The sequence below is a fragment of the Aliidiomarina shirensis genome, from assembly GCF_003987345.1.
Classification (GTDB): domain Bacteria; phylum Pseudomonadota; class Gammaproteobacteria; order Enterobacterales; family Alteromonadaceae; genus Aliidiomarina; species Aliidiomarina shirensis.
On sequence record NZ_PIPP01000002.1, the window covers coordinates 701,494 to 724,001 of the forward strand.

Genomic DNA, 22,508 nt, shown 5'->3' on the forward strand with positions numbered 1-22,508 from the left:
CACAGGGTCAGCGCGGATGATAAAGCCACATCAACTAAGAAGAGTTCCCCGATATTCATATGATCTCACTCTTTTAAACATTTGAAGTAAAGGACACTCTACATTAGCTTTATTCGTTTATACCCAAGCAAGTGCTCATTTTTCGCAAGCCATGTGTGCTCTTTCTGATAGTCGCCATAGACTTGCTGGAGTAAGTTCCAAAATTTATCACTGTGGTCGTGTATTTTCAGGTGCGCCAGCTCGTGTGCTACGACATACGCCGCTGCGCGCTTGGGTGCGTAGACCAATCGCCAGTCCAATGACACGCAGCCAGCATGTGTACAACTCCCCCAGCGCTTACTCATTGTTTTCACGCGCACTGATGTCGCACCAATGCCCAGTAGCTCACCGTACTTTCTAACCAGCTTTGCTGTTTCTAGGTTAAATCTGTCTTTCAAAAAGTCGTGTATTGCGACTTCTATTTTGTCGTCATGCTCTTCACTGGTCGCGTAGTTGGGATGGCTCACGTGCAAGCCGTTTTTATAGCTCACTATGGGGCTTTGCACGTCAGCTAGCTGTGTATGCAGCTTCACCAAGCGCCCCCAATACGGCAATTTTGCGCCCGTTCGGAATCTGGCAACTTTATGGGTTTTCTCATACAAGTCTTGCAGCGCTGCATAGTTTTCTATAATCCACTTATGCTTCTTTTTCAGCGCCAGCTGCACATCAGCAAGGGTTGCCTGCTCAGGTGCTGTGACCTGAAATTCATCCATTGTCATTTGCAGCTTTAATTTATTCGCTTGTGCGCTTTTCACTAAGCGATAAGGAATGTGCCTGCGGCCAATTACGATTTCATTGGCGCTGGTTTGCTCACTCATGCTGGCTCCGCGCAAAATGCTTGATGGCAATTTGCTCAATTTCTATAGGAAGCTGTTTGAGTTGTTTACAGCCCAGCTGGTGTGCTGCGCTTCGTACTCGCTGCCTCAGCTCCTTTCTAAGCCCTTCTTTTGTGTGCCATAGCTTTGGTGCTAAGTCTATGTCTGAATAGAGCTGCTCGGCTGTTTCTGCAAGCTGTCGTTGGGTGTCTGCATCAACATCATCACCCTCTATGGCTTCAATCACTTTCAAAAGCGCATGACCTTCAAAGCTCATGCCTGTGGCCTCGTATGCTTTGCCCTCTTCGTCTAACTGCTTGGCATACTCTTGTGCGGCCCTTAACTTCTCACCCCAGCTTAATTGCTGGTCGTCCATGCGTTCAATCAGCTCTTTCAGCTTCTCACTGAACTTGGCGTACTGGTGTTGATTCTCTGCAAGCTTGGCTTCGGTGATTTTGCGAAGCTCTGTGGTTTTCTTCAATGCTGCTGCGCGTTTGTCGTCTTCGCTCTCATCCTCAGCACCTTCAAAGTCCTCCCAAAACTCACCATCAATCACACTGCGCAACTTCACAATGGTGGATAGCCCTGTCACGTGCAAATGCTCTTCTAGCATCTGGCGTATCTTCTCGCTGTACTCGGCTTGCTCAAAGCTTTCTTTTTTCTCAAATACTTGTTTACCGAACAGCAAAAAGTTAGCAAACCACTTTAGATCGTAACTCATTGGAATAACGCAAGGATCTGGTGCAAGCGCTTCATATAACGTGACGAAGTTGCGCACTTTACGCTGGAACAATATCCATTCATCTTCTGTGCCGATGGCTTTAATCAGTGCATCATATTCTGAGCGTACGTCTTTGCCTGTGCGCTTAATGCCTTTCACATACACCAGCAATTCACGTTGTGCCGCTTCAAGTTCGCTGCGTAAACTGTCCAAGTCACGTATAGCGTTTTGTACGTCTTCCGCTCTGTAGCTTGCTAGAGCCTCATCTAAGTGCTTGCTCACGCCAATATAATCGACAATAAGGCCTTGTTTCTTCTTTGCGTCAGCTACGCGGTTCGTGCGCGCTATGGCTTGCAGTAAGGTGTGCTCTTTTAGTGGTTTATCTAAATACATTACCGCTTCTGCCGGCGCATCAAAGCCTGTTAGCAGTTTGTCGCACACAATCAGAATTTGTGGGTTGGTGTGCCGCTCCTTAAAACGTCTTTTTAGCTCGTCTTCGGCGGTGTCATCAACATACCAAGTCACCAGTTTTTCACGCACTTCATTCTTGTGCTGGTTTTCGCTGGGCTTATCATCTTCTTGTGATTTGCTGTACACACAGGCTGTCGCTTCTTGCGACAATCGCAGGGCATCTTCTTTACTCATGCCTTGTCGTTCGTACTCTGATGCAATCAGACTATCGAGTGCTTGCTTGTAGAGCACAACGGCTTCTCTGTCGTAGGCTACCAGCTGTGCTTTGAAGCCATCTGGCTTAGCGTAATCTTTGAAGTGCGTCCATAAATCAAACGCAATCAACTCAATGCGTTTGGGGTGTTTTACTAAGTCTGCTAAACGCACGCCACGCTTTTTAATCTGCGCCAGCTGCTCATCACTTAAATCTGCAAACCAAATATCAAACAGGCTATCAATTTTAGCTTCGTCAATTTGCCATTCGGTCTTGCGACTAGTGTAGTGAATGGGCACAGTGGCGTTGTCACGTACAGCATCATCAATGCCGTACTTGTCCAAGTAACCCTCACCTACCACACCAAAGTTCTCATAGGTGTTCTTGTCGTTCTTTTTGACTGGCGTGCCCGTAAAGCCAAAGAAGGTAGCGCTGGGCAGTGTGGCGCGCAGGGCTGCGCCTAAGTCTTTTTCTTGCGTTCTGTGGCACTCGTCCACCATCACAATCCAATTTTCACTATTAGGAATTGCTTTGGTGCTGCCCTCAAACTTGAATATGGTGCTGATGAGTGTTTGCCCATCTACACCTGTACTCATTAGTTCGCGCAGTTGTTTGATGCTTTTGATGGGTGTGGGATTCGGCAGGCCTGTATTTTCAAATGTGCTGGAAATCTGACCGTCTAAGTCTTTGCGGTCGGTAAGCACAAGCAAATTGGGATTGGCAAGCGCTGAACTTTGCCCTTTTTCTATTTTTACCGTTCTGTGGTGCTTTAACTTGAGCGCAGCAAATACCATTGTTAGTGATTTACCACTGCCTTGTGTATGCCAGATAAGGCCACGTTTATGCTTGCCCTCTGCAACACGCTCTACCATCTTATTGACCGCACGAAACTGCTGATAACGGGCGATTTTCTTAATCACTTTGCCATCTTCACGCTCAAACACTGCAAAGTGCGCCAGCAAATCCAACAAGCGGCCAGGCTCAAGTAATGACCACAAGCCTTTATGCAGTTCGTTATCAAAGTCTTCTTCGCGTGGGTAGGTGTCACGCCAGTAGCCGTAAAACTTAGCAGGTGAGCCAGTTGCGCCATAAAGCACCGTTGTGCCATCGGTTACGATGTTAAACAGGTTAGTGAAAAACAGGCGTGGAATATCACGCTCGTATTGCTTTAGCTGGTCAAAGGCTTCACCGTTTTTATCTTTATGATTAATGGGTGACTTTGCTTCGATAACCACAAGCGGAATACCATTCACATACAAAACAACATCAGGTATGCGGCTTTTTTCCGCTTTCACATAGAGCTGTTGAGTGACAGCGAGCTGGTTGTTACTGGGGTTTTGGAAGTCGATAACTTTGAGGGTCTTCTGAGTGGCTTGCCCTTCAACATTGCGCGCAAAGTCGCCACGCATTATCTCAATCCACTCCTCATTGCCTTCTTTGCGCATCAGCTCTGCGGCTGCGGCTATTGCATCTTGCTCTGAAATACCATTCAAGCGCTGCAAAGCAGTAATAAGGTGTGGGCGGAAAATGACTTGGTTTTCAGCTCCTCGCAGTGCTGCGTGCTGCTCTTTGTCTACGAACTCGTAACCAAGCGTTAATAAATACTCAAGTATCGGCTTTTCAGCGAAATGCCATTCCGCGCCACGTCCTTTCATCATACTGTCCTTACTTTTCCTGTGAGCAAGTCGTCCATTAAGCCATTTTTGAGCTTTGCAAAGCTGCTCAGCCTTACTTCATGTTGCAAGCAAAAGTCTTCCAAAGCCATTAAAGCACCTGAAATCTCTTCCTGCTGTTTGATTGGTGGTAGCAATACTGGCAAGTTGCCTATAATTTGGGTATTCAGATTGAGCATCGTTGCACCTACTGCATTGGCATGCAACCAGTCGATAGCTTTATGATTGGTAAAAAGAAATCGGAGAAAGTGCGCATTAACCAATTCTTTCTTTGGACGCAGTCTTAAACAGCCAGTACCGCAGATTGCTTTTTCTACACCGTAGTAGATCGCAACTTTGGATAAGTCACCACGCCTAGCAAAAAGAACATCACCTACTTCCAAAGTGTGCTTGTCCAAATCATTGGCTTTTTCAGCAGTGATAATAGAAGCACTTTCGAAGTCAATTTGCCCGTTTTTTATATTTTTAGGCATTATTACTCTGCAAGCACCTTGCTCTTCAACGTCAATATGCTCGTTTGCTTTTAACTGGCTTCCAAATGGCCCCGTTTGCAGACCTTTCGGTTCTGCCAAATCTTTAGCCGTTAAACTTTGCCACCCCTCAGGCACTTCACCACGCTCAATGGCTTCACTACCCAAGCCACCTGTTAGCAACTCTTCCATCAAGCCTTGCTTGACGCGCTCCGCTTGCTTAATTAAACGCTGCGTAGCTTGTATGCTTTTATCCACGCTACTGAGCACTTCGGCAATGCGTTTTTGCTCGGTGAGTGGGGGAATCAAAAGGTACGAATTACTTAATTGTTTAATTGTAAGCGAGTCAACTGTCGTACCATTACCTGAATCAAGCTGGTTCTTAAAGGAAGCGGAGTTCAACCAATAATTTATGAACAAGCTGTTTACATCCGCTTTTTTGCTTAACCACAGTACACTTGCATCTTTGAAGTAAAACTCCTCACTCTCTTTTACGCAATATGTATTACCAATCGTACCGATAGCCGTTATCAGTATGTCACCTTTTGATGGCACGCCAGACTTCTCAGCGAATGTTCGGTATAGCTCCTCATCAATGAACAGCTCATTATCCACACTCCCATGCTCAGATAACGCAGTAATTTCGCGCCCTCTGTAAAATGGAATACCCTGCTTGCGCCACTGCTTTTGAAGCACCCTTTTGCTAGATTTCACATCAAAGCATTCTGTAAGCCTCTGCCGTTGCCACCCCTCAGGCACTTCATTCAACATAACCCAGCTCCTTTAAGTGCTGCATCATGCGCTTCTCCGCCTCGTTACGCGCTTCTGTCAGTTCAAGCAAGTGCTGCACTTCCATAGCCACGTCAATTTGTTCTGCGGCTTCTCCTAAGTTCACATAGCGTGTGATGTTTAGGTTGTAGTCATTAGCAGCAATGTCGTTTGTTGCGACAAGTGCGCTCAAGCGCTCTTCATCAGCAAAAGCTAAGTAGGCTTTAGTTAATGTCGCAATGTGGCCATCACGCAAGTAGTTTTGTGAGCGCCCGTCTTCAAACTGCTCTGCACCATTCACTATCATGACTTTATTTTTTAAGTGCTCTGGCTTGGACTTGTTGAGCAGTAAAATAGCAGCTGGGATGCCTGCACCATAGAATAGGTTAGGCGCAAGCCCAATCACGCCTTCTACGATGTCAGCTTCAATCATAGCTTGTCGTATCTTGCCCTCTGTGCCTGCACGGAACAGCACACCATGTGGCACAACCACTGCCAGCTTACCATTCTGGTTCAAGCTTGCGAGCATGTGCTGTACAAAGGCTAAATCACCATAACTAGCGGGTGGGCAGCCGTATATGTCACGCCCATATGCATCACCGTTTTTCCACTGCGTATGCCCCCACTCTTTCAATGAAAACGGTGGGTTGGCAATAACACGGTCAAAACTGCGTAATGCTTTGGCATCGTCACTCACTAAGTGCTTAGGCTCTCTGAGCGTGTCACCACGCTTTACATCTGCATCATCAATGTCATGCAAAAACAAGTTCATCTGGCAAATTGCCCACGTGTTCAAGTTACGCTCTTGTCCATACAAACTTAGTGAGCGTGGGTTTTTACCATGCCGTTCAACTGAGCGATACGCTTCGAGCAACATACCACCACTACCGCAGGTTGGGTCATAAACGCTCATGCCTTCGTCTATTTCCAAGCACTCCACCATCAAGCGCACAACTTCTTTGGGGGTATAGAATTCACCTCCACGCTTACCGCCATCGTCGGCAAATTGCTTGATGAGGTATTCGTAAGCATTACCTAAAATATCAGCTTCAACGTTGCTATTGCGTAAATCGTACTTTTCAAAGTGCTGCAATAGTCGCTCAATCAACTCATCGCTAAACTGGTCCTTATTGTTGAAATCTACACTTTGAAAAATGCCACGCAATTTGAAGTTAGCATCTTCAATTGCTTGAAAGGCTGCGTTTAGATGTTCACCGATATTAGTGGTGTTGTTACGAATATCAGCCCAGCGCTGTCCTTCTGGCAGGTCAAAGCGATGCTCATCCGCATCAGCTGCAAGCTCCTTGTCGCCATATTCAGCGAGCCGTTGCTCATACTCCTCCTGCCAAACGTCATTCAGACGCTTGTAAAAAAGGACTGCGAAGATATAGTTTTTATAAGTGCCAGAATCAACTGCGCCCCACAATATGTTAGCTGCACCCCACAAGTGCTGCTCTAATTCGTTTAGTGTTACTGCCATTCCTGATATCCCTAACCTTCCGTATATAATTAGCCGATTACCATATCTAAATTAAAAATTTTATATTCAAAACTTGAATTCAATGATGGCTAGTACTTTAGTTCATTATTAATCACTCAAGGATTCCAATAAATCACCGACATCACATTCAAAATATTTACACAACACATCTAACGCAACAAAATCAATACGCTGAGCTGTTTCTTTGTAGAGTAGGGTGACCGTATTACGGTTCAATCCTGTTTCGCGTGCAACATCCATTATCTTGAGCTTGCGCTCGCCCATCATTCTCGCCAAATGACACTTAATCATAACCACCTCGCAAAAATGTCATCCAAAATGGCAAAAAGCGGTTGTAAATGTATTTTTGTGTGCTAATATGCCATTCAGGATAACAATTTGAATTTCAGAAATACTTATTGTTATTTAATCTATCACTTAACTAAGGAGGTTGCCATGTTAAATGACATGACACTTTTGACCACTGAGGAGCTCTCTGAGCGAATCAAATACGACCCTCGAACCATTCGCGAGCGCTTAAAAGATTCTGTGCTTCTTGAGGGCGTTCACTATATCCGTCCGTTTGGTGGGCGAAAAATTCTTTTCTTATGGGAAACAATTCGCGATGACATGGGTAAATTCTCCAGTCACTCGCTTGCGATTCCGATGGCCAGAGGAGGTGCAGCTCATGGGTAGTGTAAATGTGAGACCAGAAACCGGAAAACTGTATGTAGACTTTCGCTACAAAGGGGTTCGCTGTAAAGAAATGACGGCTCTTTCGGATACGCGAGTAAACCGTAAAAAGGTAGAAAAGCTTTTGGAGCGTATTGAAGCGGAAATCACCTTGGGAACATTTTCGTATTCACGGTACTTTCCCGATAGCCCAAGGGCACAAAAGTTCGACCGAATGGAGGTAAGCCACACGTGCGAAACTCCACCGTTCCGCATATTTGCTGAGGATTGGTTCGCAGAAATGCTGATTCAATGGCGCAAGTCGCATTCGGACACGGTACGCAACACGCTCGACCGATACCTTATACCTAATTTCGGTGAAAAAGAGGTTGGCCGCATTACGAAGACAGAGATTATGCAGTTCCGTTCATCACTAGCCAAAGTTACACAACGGAACAGCAAAGGACTCTCACCATCTCGTATCAATCACATCATGACGCCATTGCGAATGATTATGAATGAAGCAGCCAACCGATTTAATTTTAGCTCACCTTACGTTGGGATTAAATCACTAAAGGTACCGCGCACTGATGTTGAGCCTTTTTCACTCGAAGAGGTTCAACTCATCATTAAAAGTGTGCGGGAAGATTTTCGGCAGTATTTTACTGTACGCTTCTTTACAGGGATGCGGACCGCGGAGGTTGATGGCCTGACTTGGGATTCTGTCGATTTCGAGCGCCGGCAAATCAATATCCGAAGCACGGTTGTTAATGGTCGGACAGAAAGCACGAAAACCGATGGCTCGTATCGCACGATTGAGATGAGTGACATTGTTTACAAAGCATTACTTGAGCAACGTAAACACACACATGAATTTGATTATGTGTTCTGCACCCGCGTTGGCACACCGCTTTCTCACGGCAATGTGCGAAAGCGAGTCTGGTATCCCTTGCTTGCTCATCTAGGCCTTAACAAACGTCGGCTGTATCAAACACGCCATACAACGGCGACGTTGTGGCTCGCTGCCGGCGAGAGTCCTGAGTGGATAGCTCGGCAAATGGGCCATAGCTCAACTGAGATGCTCTTTCGTGTTTATTCACGCTACGTGCCTAATCTCACACGTCAAGATGGCTCAGCATTCGAACGCCTATTGAAACAGAACTTCGATGTTCAAGAGCTGGAGACCCACCATGATGAATCATAACCACACGCGCCATCTTGCTCACACAATTGAACTTCGAAGTGATGCTAAAGAGTTTGCGGAAGCGCTTGCGAAAAACTTGATGGTATCGCTCCACGTTATACCTGGTGGCGATTTAGTCCCGCATCTTGGATGTGGCACTGAAGAAGATAATCTCGAAGCCATTGAGAGTTGGGTTTACATGGTCTGCACCTGCCTCAAACTTCCTTTCTCATCGGATCAATTGCCTTGCCTCGAAAGCATGCTCGAGCCAGTGTTGTTCGCACTTGAAGAACAACTCGGATATCGATTGCGCAGGAGGGTTCAATATGTCGGTTAATCACACGACTATGTCGGGACATCGTTCCCGACATAGTCACGACACTGAACAATCGCTTTTGAGTATTAAGGAAGCAGCAGAAGTTGCCGGCATTACCGAGCGAACCATTAACCGCTTGATAGCGAGTCACGAAATTCAATCAATGAAGTCAGGCAAACGCCGGTTGATTTGGCGCGAATCGTTACTCACATGGAAACGACATCGTCGGCGCAGGTTGTCAGGACACTGTCCTGATATGGGTCACGATGTAGTTAAGGCCATTGAAGAGTTGAAAGAGTTGATTCTAAAAGCAATCGAGCTTTATCAACCTGACAGTTTTCGCAAGCTCCAACACAAACATTTTGCTCAAGAGAGTTCGCGCGAGCAAAAATAATCTTGATGAGTAAACAGTTAAATTAACGCCAATAGTAAGGAAAAATACATGCAAAATCTCAAACCACAAACTGAAATTCGCTTTGATTTCGACTTAACAAAACCGCTTCGTGAGCAATGCCCATACGAATCATTAGGCATTCCCGAGCTGTGCTCACTTCACTTTCCATACCCTTTCTCGTATCGAGATATTGATGAAAGCACCTACAAATCAGTTCTAATGGAGATATACCATCAAATAGAAAATAACCTAAAGAAAGAGTCGTTCCTCGACATCGAGCATCTTTTCCCTGAGCCTCTAAGCTTAGCTTTCAAACACGCTGCACTTTGTTGGATCCACACTAATATGTTTAATAACGATAGGCTGGTTAGTCCAAGTATCGCCCCTCAAATACTCAAAGAATTCAGAGTTGGTATTCTGGCCACTCGGCGCCCGAGAAGCTTTAAAGACTTAATGAAGCTATAGCGCACGATAACGACAGCTGCCCTAATCGGCTGCTGTCGTTACTAGCCAATTAGCATTCTGAGTCGCTCTAACCTCTGACTATGATTAACGCCAAAATTTTACGAACGTCTCGCAACTCTGGAAGCACATCATATAGTTCAAGCTCTCGATACCATAAATGAGCGAGTATTGCGGCTGATGACTTTACTGATAAGGCTTAAGTAACAACCTAGGGCTGTTGCTATCATATTTTTGCTGAAACTAAGCTGAATTAACAGAGTCGTGAGACCTGAGGTTTTTTAAACTGTTTATAGCTAAAATACCACCACCTTTATGAACATAAAGAGACATGCAAAACGTCTAAGGACTCTAGGCCTTACCAATCATTAATATAACGTGAGACTTCTGAAGGAGATTCAAAGCAATATTTGGCTACTTGACTAACTGGTCGGACCAGTTTAATATCTAACCAGTTACCATGAGAACCATGAGGCCATAAAAATGATATCGAATTACGAAGAAGCAGATGATTATCGTCCGTTAATTTATTTAGACCAGAATGTAATAGACGATTTGCGCAAGGGAAAGCTTTCGTTTGAACCGTCAGTATTCTCGAAGAATTACCGAGCGGTTTATTCAGATGAGACGCTTAGGGAGATAAGCCGTGCTGAGGAAGGTGGTGGAAATGCTACAGGATATTTAGATGTTCTGGAGATGTTAGAAGCTTACCATTTAAAATTGCAACTAAACGCACAATTTGCGCCAACTGGTAGTGCAATCATTCAATATCACACTCCAAGTGAGGCGTACAACAGCTTTACTCAGCAGCGAGACCTGGATTATTTAATTGAAGCCAACTTGCTGATTAGCCAAAAAATAATGGGCGGCCTGCCAGGGCTATCAGTTGATGATATAGCCGAAAGGATGCTTGAAGCATTTGAGCGTAATGCTAGGTCACTAGAGGAGAGTATTACGAATATCGAGCCCTTGTTCCCCGAGGTACGGGAAGAATTCCCTTTTCTATTTGAGTCGTTCGGAGCTATGAAAGCGGTCTCGCCAGAAGAATACAAAGACATCTTGAAGCAGCTTGTAGATAGTCTTAAAGCCAACCTTAAACTCAACGACAAGTCGCAGTCGGCACTCAGTCGTTATCGGGACGAGTTGAGATTAAGTCCAAAATACCTTAACAATCTAGAGCCATCACAAGTCGTCGAGCAAATTTGGCAGCTGGTATCGCGTGACGAAAGAGTTACTGAGTCTGGAATTACCATGTATCAGTTCTTTGGCGTCGATGCTACTAACCCCATTTATACAGAACGAAAAAATTTCATTTCTGAGCAGGTTTCAAGTGTCTACTTCCATTTGAACTTAGCAGGTTACTATCCCGACAAAGGATTAGAGCAGCGTAGAAAATTTGCCACCTCATTTAGTGATATGCAACACGCTTCCTTAGCCACTCACTGCAATTACCTTTTAAGTAGCGATGAACGTCTTATTAAGAAAGCTGCCGCAGCCTATGAGTTTACTGGAGCAAGAACTCAAGTGCTCCCACTGAAGCTATCGAGTGAATAAATGACCCGCAAGGCTTAATTTTTATAGACTAAATGAACTTCTTGAGAATTCGAGATTTACTCATTGCGAGCGAGATTCTTACTGCTTCTAAAAATGAAGTGAACGTGTTGGTCAAAGACAAGAGCTTTTTGAGCAACACCAAATCTCAGCCTTCCCATCACTACCCTTGCTTTACTATTGACCTCTCCTCCAAGAATAAAGCCATGACATCAAATACGTCTCCCACAATACGACGTATCAAACAGAACGTTCCTACCGTCGATACCGCAAATTTATTTTAAAAACAAAACAAGCTGCAAATCACGATTATTAGCGAATTAGAACAACAAAGTACACCAAAGCGCCAAATAATAACTTTAGCGCCCCTAATGGCCTCATCAGGAAAGCTAATCAATCAATAAAAATAAATTCATATACTCATTCGCGACGCCAAAAGCAATAAACAAACATGCAATTATAAGCTGTTGACTACATGAAATGATCGAAATCCTCATTTGTAGGGCTTTACAGCGTGCACGGAGTCGGCTTTAATGATTCTAATAAACCGTGTAGGACACACTGGAGGTTCACTATGCAAGACGACGCTTTAGAAATTTTCATAGCACGCTCAATAAAACGATTTGGGGATCAATTCAATTACGATGATTGCGATTACGTTAATGCAAAAGCAAAAGTTGTCCTTTATTGCACACGTCATAGCCCTTTTGAAAAAGTCCTCATTCCGCCGGATAGTCACCTACGTGCCAGTAGAATGGGCGGGTGTAAAATTTGTAAGGCCGACTCGGCTCGTAACCGGCTCAAACTGCAGCGAGACGATATAAATGTTCGCTTGAATCAGGCAAGTGATGGACGCTACCAAGTGGAACCCGGGATTAACATACCCAACCTGCGGGTAAAAAATATCCCTATCCAATGTAATAAGCACAACACAAAGTTTTTAGGGAATATCTCCTCCCTTCTTGCTGGATGCCGTGGATGCCCCGACTGTAAGCGAGAGCAAGACCGTGGCAGTTCGATTGCTATCAAGTTTCAGGATTTCCTTGCGAGAGCTAGAAATGTACATGCGGGATTGTATGAATATGATGAAACTAGCTATATCAATATATCGTCCCCTGTCACCATTATTTGCCGCCATCATGGTCCGTTTAAAAAAAGGGCTCACAAACATATTTTAGGCAGTGGATGCAAAGATTGTAAGAAGCAAATTCCCAGTGAAATGCTTATTGAGTTAGCTCGAAATAAGGCCAATCAACGCTGGCGAGTCAATAGCATCACAAAAAGCTGCAAAAAAATATCTGACTGCTATTTCGAGATTCACTGCAAATTGCACCCACAAATCGTGAAAACCATAGGCTACGTGAGTTTACACCGCGCCAAATGTCCTATTTGCACTGGCGATATCCGCGGAAACCATCAACAGGCGCTCCCCTATTACCAGGCTCTAATCAACAAAAAAATCGGCGCTACAATCGATTATGTTTTAGCCGTTGATACTCAAACACAGAACATCAATGTGACCATGAATTGCGCCACCCATGGTCCGCAAATATTAAGCGCTAAAAAGTTCTTGAAAATTGCATCGTGCCCGATTTGTCATAAAAACATCTCGCGTTCGCCTACAATGAGAGAGCGGCGCACAGCCCTAGCTCGTACGCTCAATCATCCTTGCGAGAAACATGCATTCGAGCTATCCGTGCTGAAACAACAAAATCAATCACTTTTCCTCAATGGACGTTGCGTTGTCTGCGAAAACAAAAAACGTCACGCCGTAGCGCTTCGAAACAAAGCGCTCAGAGAAAGAATAATAGCTAATCAGCCCAACTTTGTAGCTAAAATTAGATCTGAATTACAAGAAATGTATGGAGAACACTATACGTATCCAGACCTTGAGAGCGAGGCATACCAAATGAGCGATAGCATCACCATTTTTTGCACCAAGCACAATTGCACGCTTCCACCTATGAATATCTCATCACACCTGCGGCCTAAAGCAGGAAAAGCACTGGGAAGAGGTTGTGCGCAATGCAAGGCCGAGTTATTGAGTCGACATTTCAGAACGCCCTATAGCGATGCTGTTAAGATATGTAAAAAATACAATTTCAGACTTGAAACTCCCCAAGCGGAATACGAATTGAGAGAGCGGCAGGACAAGGTAAATATTCGATGTGAAAATGGCCACATCACTGAAAAACAACTCGATAAAATATCAAACGGTTGCTCAAGATGTATCCGTTGGGTTGGTGAGGCGGTGACTCTCGCGTTATTGTCCGAAATGTTTGGCTTTGCACTCAAAAAGCATCAATTTCGAAAGCCGCTTGATGGCCGATATCAAATGCTCGAACTCGACGGCTACAACAAAAAGCATGCCGTAGCGGTTGAGTATCAGGGACCGCGGCATTTTCTGAGAAAAACACATAAATCCGACGCAGATTTCCAGGGTCAACTGACACGTGATGAAGCCACGCGAACGCTATGTAAATTAAAAGAAATAAAACTTATTGAGGTTCGCTATTTTGAGGACTGGCGAGATTTTGATGCCGTTGTCGCTAGGCTCAATGAGTCTGTAAAGAACGCCCAGTTAGAGCATCTTATTAAAGCGAAACCGCAGAGGAAAACACATCATCGAGAATTATATGCGCGTCAGGATTTGAGTAATTTACGGGCCGACGCCCGAAAATGTGGCTTTCAATTACTCTCACAAAGTTTCGATGGCAAAACAAAAAAACATTCTTTCAAATGTTTCAAATGCAAACAAGTCATGTCGTGGAAGCCGACCTATCTCTATCAGATAAAGTGCAAATCACTTGAGTGCAAAAGTCTCCATAGCTGAACTCATTTCTGACTAAATTATCGAGAAGCATACCGAGTGGAGATGTTAAAAATCTTTACTGATAAAAGTTATTAGAGAGAGAGTAATACCTGCATATGAGGCATTACTTCTCTCCATTAACTGCAAATAAAATTCGGCACCTACAAGAATTCATAAACTCACAAAGCGGCCTATTTTCTTAACCAAAAGTTAACAACCTCCAATAATCTCGATATTTTCGACTTTATTTTGATCCCCGTGCCGTCCTTCCTTGATGCCTCATTCAGTATCGAAAATAATCGACATAGAAATTCAGAAAACGGATAACCTCCATAAAAAGAGCAATATTAGTCCAGTAATTTCTTATGTATTTCAATGGAATAAAAATATCTTCAATAAGTGGGAAAATTAATCGCACCTTTAACAGGACGCGTTCAGCATTTTTGCTAACTTCGATTTCAGACCTCCGCCTCAACAGCGACAGGCCATGTACACAATCATCGGAGTGCCGGATGCAATACCAACAAAGTGTAGAACTGAAACCGCTGAAAATTAACGAGCTCGAGTTCATTGAACTCGCTATTTGCCCTGCCCATCAACGCATATTGGAGCGAAACATCGATATATTCATGAGTCATCATTCATTCCTGGCGTTGAAAAAACAATTATCGCGAACGAAGGTCATCAAGTACGGAGAGAAATATTTTGCGTTTGAGCATTTCTTTTGGTTACGCGTTTTGTCCACTCGCTATCAACACTTAGAATTTAAAGCTCTTGTCATCGAAGAGGGAACGCGCGAACGCACAAATCAGCGCATTGTACTTCAGCAAATCAACGCCGGGCTTTTTAATGTTAACGCACGCTTACTACCTGAGTTCATCAAAGTAAGCCGTGGCCAAGGACTTATGGGATCGCACTACAAAATGAAAGAATGGGCCGAAATTTTAGACGTCAGTGTGTCGAGCTTGTATCACAAACACCCGCCATTCATCACGCCGCAACCTGGCAGGTAATACCGGGGCTAGTCATGAAGTACCAATCAGTAAAGCTATCTGACGTCAATTTCGTTGATTTGCCATCAACGGCACACATTACCCGCTGCAGCAAAGCCTGCGCAGCGCAGCTAGTTCAATTGTTGGATGTGAGCGACATACAAGCCTTACTAAATTCTAATACCGCGATTAAAGTAGGAAAGCGCATTTATGCCTGCGAGTTCTTTTTCTTACTCCACGCGTTGCGGCAGTTAATGCCTGAACTTGAACTGAATTTTACTCTACTGCACGAAAAAAACATCGAACATGCAACCGCGCGTATAGCGCGCTATCTAGCACTCTCGTCGGCAACGTCCTTTGCACCTATTGAGGTCAGTTCATTCGAAGTCGCGGTGGGTGAGTCTCTCTCATATCAGGCCCTTTTCACGCGCACTCAATGGCATAAAATCATCGGCGGCAACCGAAGTTCACTTTACTATCATGATGATAAATTCAAGCAGCCGGTTTACCAGTCTACGTATACAACAATCTCACTAGACGAAACGCTTGCTCAGGTTCCATCAGCAACAGGAACGAGCGATGAGTGATTTTAAGGTTTCGCTACAAGAGCATTTCAATCCGATACCAGAATTACAGCATCAACACTACGCTTCGCGACTTGACGTCTTTATTTTGCTATTACTCGAAATCAATTATGGCTCAGCTGAGACCAGGCATGGCCTTGAAGACCTGCGCACGTCCGTAATGTCACATTGCAACGCGGCATCAACGGAGTATGTAAGGCGGGACTTCTATAGCTCACTAAAGAGCCATTCATTTTTCTCGACGCTAATGCTCATCCCCGAGCCCGCTCCAAATGAGCCCTTGGATTCAAATACTCTGCGCAGTATGGCTCTGCTTGCCAGGGTTTACGCTCTTCGTGGCGTTGACGACTACAGCGCCTATTTGCAGTTCTATAAATGCTTTATATCTGAGCATGCTCCTGAAGTGCCCCTTACACGACGCTTTATTATTGAGTCGACAGATGAAGAGCTACAGCTTGAACTCAAGCTCACGAGCGAACTCGATGCATATCGCTCGTTTATTGACGTCGTCCCATATCTTCAACCGCGAACCCCAACTACTCGTGATCCTTCGAAGAAGGGGCTCATTCGTCAACCGAATATGCATAAACAGCGCATCCAAGAATCCGATTCATATGATGTGAACTATTTACAATTTACGAATGAAAACGCCGACACATTTTCGGAGATCCTCGAAGTCACGCCGAAAATAACACTCAGTACAGAGCAGCAGCGCAGAAAGTTTAGACGCCGTGAAGCTGGTGCCCGTAATGCGTTATATAAACATGAAGCAAAGGTTTCATGGTCGTTACAGGCCGCGATGCCTTCTGAGTTTCAAGCATTTATCGACGCCATTAGCCCTGAACTTATTGACGGTCATTATGCTGATATATCTAGCGATAATGCGAAATTTCTTTCGGTGTTGTTTTTAAATGTACTCGGCATTTCAAATGTACTCGATATAGTGCTAATCAATCTGGGCGCTCGCAATGATGCGGCACCATCGGACATACCACGGTTAGAGTACGAACTTGATCGGAAAACCAAGTATATTGAGGCTCGTATCGTCATCAATGCATCATTACTTAGTACGAACGTACCCGAGTTTACCGCCGGACACTATACGCATAATCCAACGCTCAATTATGTGCTACCGCACCCACTGCCAGCCCTTTTGAATATTGCGCTTCGAAATACAAATATCCAAGCGCGGCACAAGTACACCATAGCCAACGCGTTTGCACTTGATCCGACGATTTACAATAAAAAGATAAATGACGCACTCAAGGCTTCGAAACTGAAAGCTAGAGGGATCACTCGAGGGGCTCTTGAAAAGGCTTTTCATTATTTTGCAGCTGACTCGGTACCGGAAGTTTTTCTGAGCTTTCTAACTCAAAGTGCGAGCGTGCAAAATCACTATGTTTCAGCAGAACGAGCTTCGTTACAAGAAGTAATCACAAGTGAATGGCTTCGTTTCATTCGAGTGGCTGGCTTTCATCATACTCGATTGAACACCACTGAAAATGCCAGTTTACTTGGGAATCGATTTGCCTTTCATGATGAAGTGGGCTCAAAGATAACCATCCGCCAAGAATTAATCGATTTCATCCTTGAGCGTTTAAGCCATAGTCTATCCACCACCGCGCTCACAAACATAGCCGACCACATCAGTGCTTTGAACCACTGTGCGTTTTATCTTTATATGCGAGTCGCAACCACATCTGCTCTACGTCCGGTCCAAAAGCCTTTTCCATTGCGTGAGCATTTTCATGCTTCACTCGGTGCTTTTAGCGTCGCGGATAAGCGGTCTCATCATGCTGAGGAGCGACGCGTCATTATCCTGTCGCCGATGCTGCGTCGCATTATCTGCGCCTATCAAAGTACCGCGGATTGTATCAGTGAGAAGCTAAACATCAGCAAGCCCTGCTATTTAGTCATGCATTTGAATGGCGAAACACGCTGTTTCGAACACTTCTCAAGGGCGCTTGTGAATACGCTTTTTCTAAACATAACTGAGAAGCCTTTTATCAATCACAGCTTTCGTCATAGCGCTGCTCGACGTTTCCTAACGCATCACGTTGATGCGAAAACATTCTCCCAAGCCGCACTCAATGTATTAATGAATCATTCACGCGCCGGCGTGTCCGCATTAAATGCAAGGAGTCTGACGAGCGTTGCCGATAATGTATCGATTATCCAAAAACGAATTGAAGCGTACGACAGCATCTACGACGCATCCGATATGGCAATTCTTAAAGTACTTCATAAAATTTCGGGGACACATGATGCAGCTTGGGATTGATGACTTCACTCGCGCGCTCTGCGGGTACGATAAACATATCCGTCAACACGCATCATTCGTAGTCGATACAATTGCTCGGCTATGCCCTCGAGCGCTTTCGTCGCAAACGTCACTCCCGCAAAACTTCTTTGAAAGGAATGCCCGCGCGCTATATGAGCAAGCAACCACCGAAGGAGAGCTTGAAGCGTTATGCGAGTGTTGGTTTTATGCCTACGAAACGCACGCGAAACAGCACCCAAAGTTGCTCCCACCCAAACGCTTTTTCCCGGTAAAGAGACAACTCCCGCTGATTTCAGAGCACATGCCAAAACTTGAGCGACAAGAGCTGCTAGTCGATATGCTTCAAAACCAGCTACCGAAGGCGCACAAACTTGCATCTGAGATACGCTGGATGATGCTGGTATTATCGCTCGCTCGGCACCTCGATATCCGACAAACTCAGCGATTAGAAGTGCTCATAGCGACGCCCATTGAGAGTTACATCATTCTGTCAGATGCGAAACGTGCTGTCGTGCTTCTCGAAAAAGGTAACGCCGTCTATCTTGATGCGATTGGGCTGCTCTATCTACGCAAGCTCCAATCCGAGGCAAGTCATGCGCGTTACGTTAAGCGCATAGCGTCTGTTTTTAACATGTGGGCTACCCATTGCTTTCAATCCACCCAAAACGCTCTTTTAACAAATATCACGTTAGCAGACACTCTTGATGCCCTAAGTTTTATCACTCGAGTCCCTGCCAATGAGTCAATAGGGCCCCTTCCGATACCGCTTAACGCCAGCAAATTGATATTTACCTTAAGTGGGAATCACAACTTCGACTTCATTGAGGCTACAGGAAAACCCCAAAGTCGACGTCGCCGCTCCTTTGAAAAGCTGCAAACGCAGATTAAAGAAAAGTCCTCACAAAATTACACAAGTATTGCGTTCCAATCCTCGGTAATGCGTCATGACAAAGATGCAATGCAGCGCATTAGAAATGCCCTGACCGAATTCTCTAGTAACCAAACTAACGCAAACCGAAATACGGTTCACTTTAAGGTATTAAGACAACAACTACTTCAGCAAATAAATGACTTTAATCATGATAAAAATAATATCAGCGCTGTGGCGCAACTCATCGCAACCTACTGCATCGATTTATTTTTGTATGGCTCAGTCTGGAAGCAAAACCTCGCCGTTAACACGATATTGACGTACCTTTCTACGTTAACGACATTTGCATCTAGCGCCTGGGGTGATGAAGCTTTACTGCAATCCGCTCAATATGACGTAGAAGCTCAAATAGAGCTTACAGAGCTTGTTGCTGATGTCATTAGCGCGACTGATGCACCGGACAAACAAAGCACTGTTTTGAATTTTCTCCAGTATGTCAGTCAAACATCCGCTATCGTTTTATTCGACGAGGATGAGCTTGAATACCAAGGTACGGGGCTTATAAATGTTCGTCCGCACTACATTGCGCCTCATGATTTTGATACGGCATGCCATCGCTTTCTCAATGACGTGAATTCAGCAGAAAGGCGTCAATGCATTCATTTTGTTCGCTTATGTTATGCGCTCGGATTTCGTGATAAAGAAGCAGCACAACTTGAAATCGACGATATCGATTTTTCGACGAACAGCGCGTACATAACAAAACATTTCAAGCGAAAAACAAAAACAGCGATCCGTCGCGTACCCCTTTGCTTTTTTCACCCTCAACACATCAACACGCTTGAGGATTATATCGCCGACCGCGAATCGCATGGGCTTACAACGGTATTCGACGCACCGGTCATCGCATCAACACTTCCCTCGTTCATTCGCACCCTGCGAGAAGTGCTCGATGATGACACGCTCGTTCTGCATTCATTACGACATAGCGCAGCAAATAATTTGCTATTTCAACTGAGTATCGCCTGCTCTGCTCGTTTATCATCCCTGCAGGAACGCTACTCATTTTTACAGCACCCTATTTTTTCAGCCGCACAAATTCAAGACATAACCTCGGCATTAGATGCGTGCGGCAGATCCACAGGTGAGTTTTTCCCCGTTCTCGATACGCTTGCCAACCTTCTCGGCCATGTTAGCCCAACCGTCACTGCCGCAAGCTACCTTCATTTATCCGACGTGCTCATGTTTGAATTAGGCTCAGGGCGGCAAGCGACGTTTTCCGCTGAATCGCTATCACAACTGATGTCTTCAAATAATTACCGGTATTCTCTTAAAAAATTATATCAAAGCAGCGTTGGGGAATTGGACGAAATTGCACGTGAGGCATTGCTATTCAAAGCAGCGACGCACGGCTTAAAAGTAAAAACTCGAATCGCACACAAAAAACATGGGGTATTGCCTGTTCCTAACTTGAACAGGATAGCGTTTAGTGACTACATCCGAGCACTTTATGACTATAAATATCGTCCACATCGGGAGGGAGGAAACTCTTTGCTGAGGCCGCACTTTGATAAGGTATCACATGACCTAAACATCGACTTCACCACCTCAATACAGGCTCATGATTTTGCCGTTTGGCAGCGGCTTTATGAACGATTGTCCCATCTCGATTGGACGCGAATAAATCGCCATGCCTTAGAGGTACTTCATGATGCGTTGATAGCAGGGAAGATTACCGATAAGCGAACCGCGAATCGTTATCTACGCGCCCTCTCTTTACTCGGTCTTCGTAGACAAAAAATCAATATCATTAGTCCAAAGCAGAACGACACCCAAGTACATGACTGGGTAGAGCTCATCACCTCATCCGGCCATACCATAACGCTAGTAGAAAAAGGCTCCTCGCAAACGTTTATCCAGCTGCGGCCGCGTCATTTGCGTTGGAGACCATGGGATCATTTAAATGACCTCCTACCGATTGTCTTTCAATACATTAACCTTTGTGAAGAAGGTGGGGTGCATCATGAACATCGTGCTTAAAAACAAGAACATTGTCCAAAAACTTGAGCTTCTCATGAAGTGCGCTAGCAAGTTTTCAGAAAGCAAAACAGACATCGACCACAAAATCGCACTTCACTTTAATTCGGTGGAAAAATCCGTTACGTGCTCTACTCATATTCTCGCCAAACCAGCTCAAGCTAAGTTTGCTGAGTTCGTCTATACACCCACTCGTGTATCTAAAAACTTTTCAATTGAGTTATCCGCGCTATCACTTTATATCGCCGCAAAGAAACTGTCTGATGCTGATTTTCTGGATATCGAAATCGATTTTAATAAGACCACGCTACACCTCTTTGGCGCAACTTCTATCGAACCGGATTTAGTCACGGAAGAACAATTGTTTCAGCGCATTAAAAGTAAAGCCAGATACAACCAACGATTTACGTTACTCGACAATACGGCACCATACGATTTGGATTATGATTCAGTGATTGGGTATAGCCGAAAAATCAACAGGCAAGACGCGCTCGCGATGGGGGGTGCGATCAAAATCTTAAACGCACTGACTCTTGTTCGAACCGCTACTATTGCAGTCGAAGCAAACGCCATCTATGCAGCCTATTTTTATTCAGCGTTATCGAACGCAATTGATGATTCAAAAGCCCTTGCCGTATTTAACTATGAATCATTCAATGTTCTAAGCATTTTGGCTGGCCGGTTTACACAGCGAGACGATGCTGAACCCGAACTCGTGATAAGCAATAAATGGGTATTATTACGCTTAGGGCATTTTGTCGTAAAACTACAAACCATGGACATGGGTCAAGCACCTCAAATGATGTCCCCTAAGCATTTGCAGTATGGCGCTGTCGCATTTTCTCCAAAGAGCGCGTTGCAGGCACTCGATGACGTTGATATTTGCGAAACGTCAAACGATAACAGACTCGTTATCATGCCCGTCAGTGATGATGAGCTTGGCATTGCGCTTTTAACCGAAAAAGCTACAAGCGCGGAAAGTGCGTTCAAAGTGAACTGTGCTTTTTCAGCAATAAAGCAAAAGGTAGCCGTGCCGCATCAACTATTAGTGGAAGCTATTAACTTTTTAGCATTAGACGAAGTGGCCTTTATATTTGGCCTTGAGACCACATCGTCATCCGCCATCTGTATATCGAATGAAGCAAAAACGCGCTACGCGCTCGTAGTGCGATATAACCAGATTTAATTACCGTTTATGCAACGCATAATGAGAAAGGTTTACACTGAGAGCAAAAATAACGCTGCTGTGAGATGAGGAGTTGCACCCTTCAAATACTCATAATTTTTTGATCGTATGATTGTTCCAGGGTGGCAAAGTAACTTCCACCGTTACATAATCATTATCATAATAGTCATGCTGAATTTGAAATAAAACTCAGTCTTCTAGAACGAAGAAAGATGCAAACTATTAAATGTTCAGTGAGGTCGATATGGAAGAGCGATTGGTTAGCAAGTTAGTTATGGCACATCCGGGTGAACTTTTTCGACGCCGATACTTAGAGCGCCACAACATAAGTGTTCAAGATGCTGCAACAAAGCTCAACATTCACCGCGAAAATCTGATGCATTTTTTGAATGGCAATGCGCCCGTATCAAAAGAACTGGCATCGAAATTAGAGACGTTAACCCACGTATCGGCTAACTTTTGGATTTCGTGGCAGAACGATTATGATCGACAACAAACTGAGAAAACGCGACAACAAAATGTAGATGCTTAACGAGT

General features: G+C 44.6%; 18 protein-coding genes. 13 read left to right on the plus strand and 5 right to left on the minus strand.

Annotated features, from left to right (window positions below):
- Positions 1-98: 98 nt before the first annotated feature.
- The 5 genes from CWE13_RS07295 to CWE13_RS07315 all read right to left on the minus strand — a co-directional run bounded on the left by CWE13_RS07295 (position 99) and on the right by CWE13_RS07315 (position 6,942).
- Positions 99-857, minus strand: coding sequence for a M48 family metallopeptidase (locus CWE13_RS07295; RefSeq protein ID WP_126807254.1), 759 nt, complete (start codon positions 855-857; stop codon positions 99-101).
- Positions 850-3,897: an HsdR family type I site-specific deoxyribonuclease gene (locus tag CWE13_RS07300; protein ID WP_198677908.1), complete on the minus strand. Its 3,048-nt coding sequence runs from the start codon at positions 3,895-3,897 to the stop codon at positions 850-852. Before CWE13_RS07300 ends, CWE13_RS07295 begins: the two co-directional genes overlap by 8 nt.
- Positions 3,894-5,153 (minus strand): restriction endonuclease subunit S, encoded by a 1,260-nt coding sequence (locus tag CWE13_RS07305; RefSeq protein WP_126807255.1) that lies wholly within the window; start codon positions 5,151-5,153, stop codon positions 3,894-3,896. The genes CWE13_RS07300 and CWE13_RS07305 overlap by 4 nt, the downstream gene beginning before the upstream one ends.
- Positions 5,143-6,630, minus strand: coding sequence for a type I restriction-modification system subunit M (locus CWE13_RS07310; protein ID WP_126807257.1), 1,488 nt, complete (start codon positions 6,628-6,630; stop codon positions 5,143-5,145). The genes CWE13_RS07305 and CWE13_RS07310 overlap by 11 nt, the downstream gene beginning before the upstream one ends.
- 108 nt (positions 6,631-6,738) lie before the next feature.
- Positions 6,739-6,942: a helix-turn-helix domain-containing protein gene (locus tag CWE13_RS07315; RefSeq protein WP_126807259.1), complete on the minus strand. Its 204-nt coding sequence runs from the start codon at positions 6,940-6,942 to the stop codon at positions 6,739-6,741.
- A 144-nt stretch (positions 6,943-7,086) separates the two neighbouring features.
- On the opposite strand from CWE13_RS07315, the gene CWE13_RS07320 reads away from it, so the two are divergent.
- The 13 genes from CWE13_RS07320 to CWE13_RS07380 all read left to right on the plus strand — a co-directional run bounded on the left by CWE13_RS07320 (position 7,087) and on the right by CWE13_RS07380 (position 22,503).
- Entirely contained in the window at positions 7,087-7,326 is a 240-nt protein-coding gene (locus tag CWE13_RS07320; RefSeq protein WP_126807261.1) for a hypothetical protein, read from the plus strand.
- Positions 7,319-8,506, plus strand: a complete 1,188-nt coding sequence (locus CWE13_RS07325) for a tyrosine-type recombinase/integrase (RefSeq protein ID WP_126807262.1) — start codon at positions 7,319-7,321, stop codon at positions 8,504-8,506. The genes CWE13_RS07320 and CWE13_RS07325 overlap by 8 nt, the downstream gene beginning before the upstream one ends.
- Positions 8,493-8,822 carry a hypothetical protein gene (locus CWE13_RS07330; protein ID WP_126807264.1) on the plus strand — a complete coding sequence of 110 codons (330 nt, stop codon included), beginning with the start codon at positions 8,493-8,495 and terminating at the stop codon, positions 8,820-8,822. The genes CWE13_RS07325 and CWE13_RS07330 overlap by 14 nt, the downstream gene beginning before the upstream one ends.
- Positions 8,812-9,195 carry a helix-turn-helix domain-containing protein gene (locus CWE13_RS07335; RefSeq protein WP_126807266.1) on the plus strand — a complete coding sequence of 128 codons (384 nt, stop codon included), beginning with the start codon at positions 8,812-8,814 and terminating at the stop codon, positions 9,193-9,195. Before CWE13_RS07330 ends, CWE13_RS07335 begins: the two co-directional genes overlap by 11 nt.
- Positions 9,196-9,243: 48 nt before the next feature.
- A complete protein-coding gene (locus CWE13_RS07340; RefSeq protein WP_126807268.1) occupies positions 9,244-9,660 on the plus strand; it encodes a hypothetical protein in 417 nt (138 codons plus the stop codon).
- A 480-nt stretch (positions 9,661-10,140) separates the two neighbouring features.
- On the plus strand, positions 10,141-11,211 hold the full coding sequence (locus CWE13_RS07345; RefSeq protein WP_126807270.1) for a hypothetical protein: 1,071 nt from the start codon (positions 10,141-10,143) through the stop codon (positions 11,209-11,211).
- Between the two features lie 571 nt (positions 11,212-11,782).
- Positions 11,783-14,041, plus strand: coding sequence for a hypothetical protein (locus tag CWE13_RS07350; protein ID WP_126807271.1), 2,259 nt, complete (start codon positions 11,783-11,785; stop codon positions 14,039-14,041).
- Between the two features lie 491 nt (positions 14,042-14,532).
- Complete coding sequence (locus tag CWE13_RS07355) at positions 14,533-15,033, plus strand: hypothetical protein (protein ID WP_126807273.1); 501 nt, start codon at positions 14,533-14,535, stop codon at positions 15,031-15,033.
- 14 nt (positions 15,034-15,047) lie between these two features.
- Complete coding sequence (locus tag CWE13_RS07360; protein ID WP_126807274.1) at positions 15,048-15,599, plus strand: hypothetical protein; 552 nt, start codon at positions 15,048-15,050, stop codon at positions 15,597-15,599.
- Complete coding sequence (locus CWE13_RS07365) at positions 15,592-17,877, plus strand: hypothetical protein (RefSeq protein WP_126807276.1); 2,286 nt, start codon at positions 15,592-15,594, stop codon at positions 17,875-17,877. Before CWE13_RS07360 ends, CWE13_RS07365 begins: the two co-directional genes overlap by 8 nt.
- Positions 17,858-20,788 (plus strand): tyrosine-type recombinase/integrase, encoded by a 2,931-nt coding sequence (locus tag CWE13_RS07370; RefSeq protein WP_157980946.1) that lies wholly within the window; start codon positions 17,858-17,860, stop codon positions 20,786-20,788. The genes CWE13_RS07365 and CWE13_RS07370 overlap by 20 nt, the downstream gene beginning before the upstream one ends.
- The gene (locus CWE13_RS07375; RefSeq protein ID WP_126807280.1) at positions 20,772-21,971 is read left to right on the plus strand and encodes a hypothetical protein; all 1,200 of its coding nucleotides are present in this window, start codon (positions 20,772-20,774) and stop codon (positions 21,969-21,971) included. Before CWE13_RS07370 ends, CWE13_RS07375 begins: the two co-directional genes overlap by 17 nt.
- A 226-nt stretch (positions 21,972-22,197) precedes the next feature.
- Positions 22,198-22,503, plus strand: a complete 306-nt coding sequence (locus tag CWE13_RS07380) for a HigA family addiction module antitoxin (RefSeq protein WP_241973649.1) — start codon at positions 22,198-22,200, stop codon at positions 22,501-22,503.
- The last annotated feature ends 5 nt before the right edge of the window (positions 22,504-22,508 follow it).

What these genes read in the sequence shown, in the direction of transcription:
- CWE13_RS07330 (WP_126807264.1), top strand. Translation starts at nt 8,493, where the DNA reads ATGATGAATCATAACCACACGCGCCATCTTGCTCACACAATTGAACTT.
- CWE13_RS07375 (WP_126807280.1), top strand. Translation starts at nt 20,772, where the DNA reads ATGAACATCGTGCTTAAAAACAAGAACATTGTCCAAAAACTTGAGCTT.
- CWE13_RS07320 (WP_126807261.1), top strand. Translation starts at nt 7,087, where the DNA reads ATGTTAAATGACATGACACTTTTGACCACTGAGGAGCTCTCTGAGCGA.
- CWE13_RS07365 (WP_126807276.1), top strand. Translation starts at nt 15,592, where the DNA reads ATGAGTGATTTTAAGGTTTCGCTACAAGAGCATTTCAATCCGATACCA.
- CWE13_RS07370 (WP_157980946.1), top strand. Translation starts at nt 17,858, where the DNA reads ATGATGCAGCTTGGGATTGATGACTTCACTCGCGCGCTCTGCGGGTAC.
- CWE13_RS07360 (WP_126807274.1), top strand. Translation starts at nt 15,048, where the DNA reads ATGAAGTACCAATCAGTAAAGCTATCTGACGTCAATTTCGTTGATTTG.
- CWE13_RS07315 (WP_126807259.1), bottom strand. Translation starts at nt 6,942, where the DNA reads ATGATTAAGTGTCATTTGGCGAGAATGATGGGCGAGCGCAAGCTCAAG.
- CWE13_RS07305 (WP_126807255.1), bottom strand. Translation starts at nt 5,153, where the DNA reads ATGTTGAATGAAGTGCCTGAGGGGTGGCAACGGCAGAGGCTTACAGAA.
- CWE13_RS07350 (WP_126807271.1), top strand. Translation starts at nt 11,783, where the DNA reads ATGCAAGACGACGCTTTAGAAATTTTCATAGCACGCTCAATAAAACGA.
- CWE13_RS07295 (WP_126807254.1), bottom strand. Translation starts at nt 857, where the DNA reads ATGAGTGAGCAAACCAGCGCCAATGAAATCGTAATTGGCCGCAGGCAC.
- CWE13_RS07380 (WP_241973649.1), top strand. Translation starts at nt 22,198, where the DNA reads ATGTTCAGTGAGGTCGATATGGAAGAGCGATTGGTTAGCAAGTTAGTT.
- CWE13_RS07335 (WP_126807266.1), top strand. Translation starts at nt 8,812, where the DNA reads ATGTCGGTTAATCACACGACTATGTCGGGACATCGTTCCCGACATAGT.
- CWE13_RS07340 (WP_126807268.1), top strand. Translation starts at nt 9,244, where the DNA reads ATGCAAAATCTCAAACCACAAACTGAAATTCGCTTTGATTTCGACTTA.
- CWE13_RS07310 (WP_126807257.1), bottom strand. Translation starts at nt 6,630, where the DNA reads ATGGCAGTAACACTAAACGAATTAGAGCAGCACTTGTGGGGTGCAGCT.
- CWE13_RS07300 (WP_198677908.1), bottom strand. Translation starts at nt 3,897, where the DNA reads ATGATGAAAGGACGTGGCGCGGAATGGCATTTCGCTGAAAAGCCGATA.
- CWE13_RS07355 (WP_126807273.1), top strand. Translation starts at nt 14,533, where the DNA reads ATGCAATACCAACAAAGTGTAGAACTGAAACCGCTGAAAATTAACGAG.
- CWE13_RS07345 (WP_126807270.1), top strand. Translation starts at nt 10,141, where the DNA reads ATGATATCGAATTACGAAGAAGCAGATGATTATCGTCCGTTAATTTAT.
- CWE13_RS07325 (WP_126807262.1), top strand. Translation starts at nt 7,319, where the DNA reads ATGGGTAGTGTAAATGTGAGACCAGAAACCGGAAAACTGTATGTAGAC.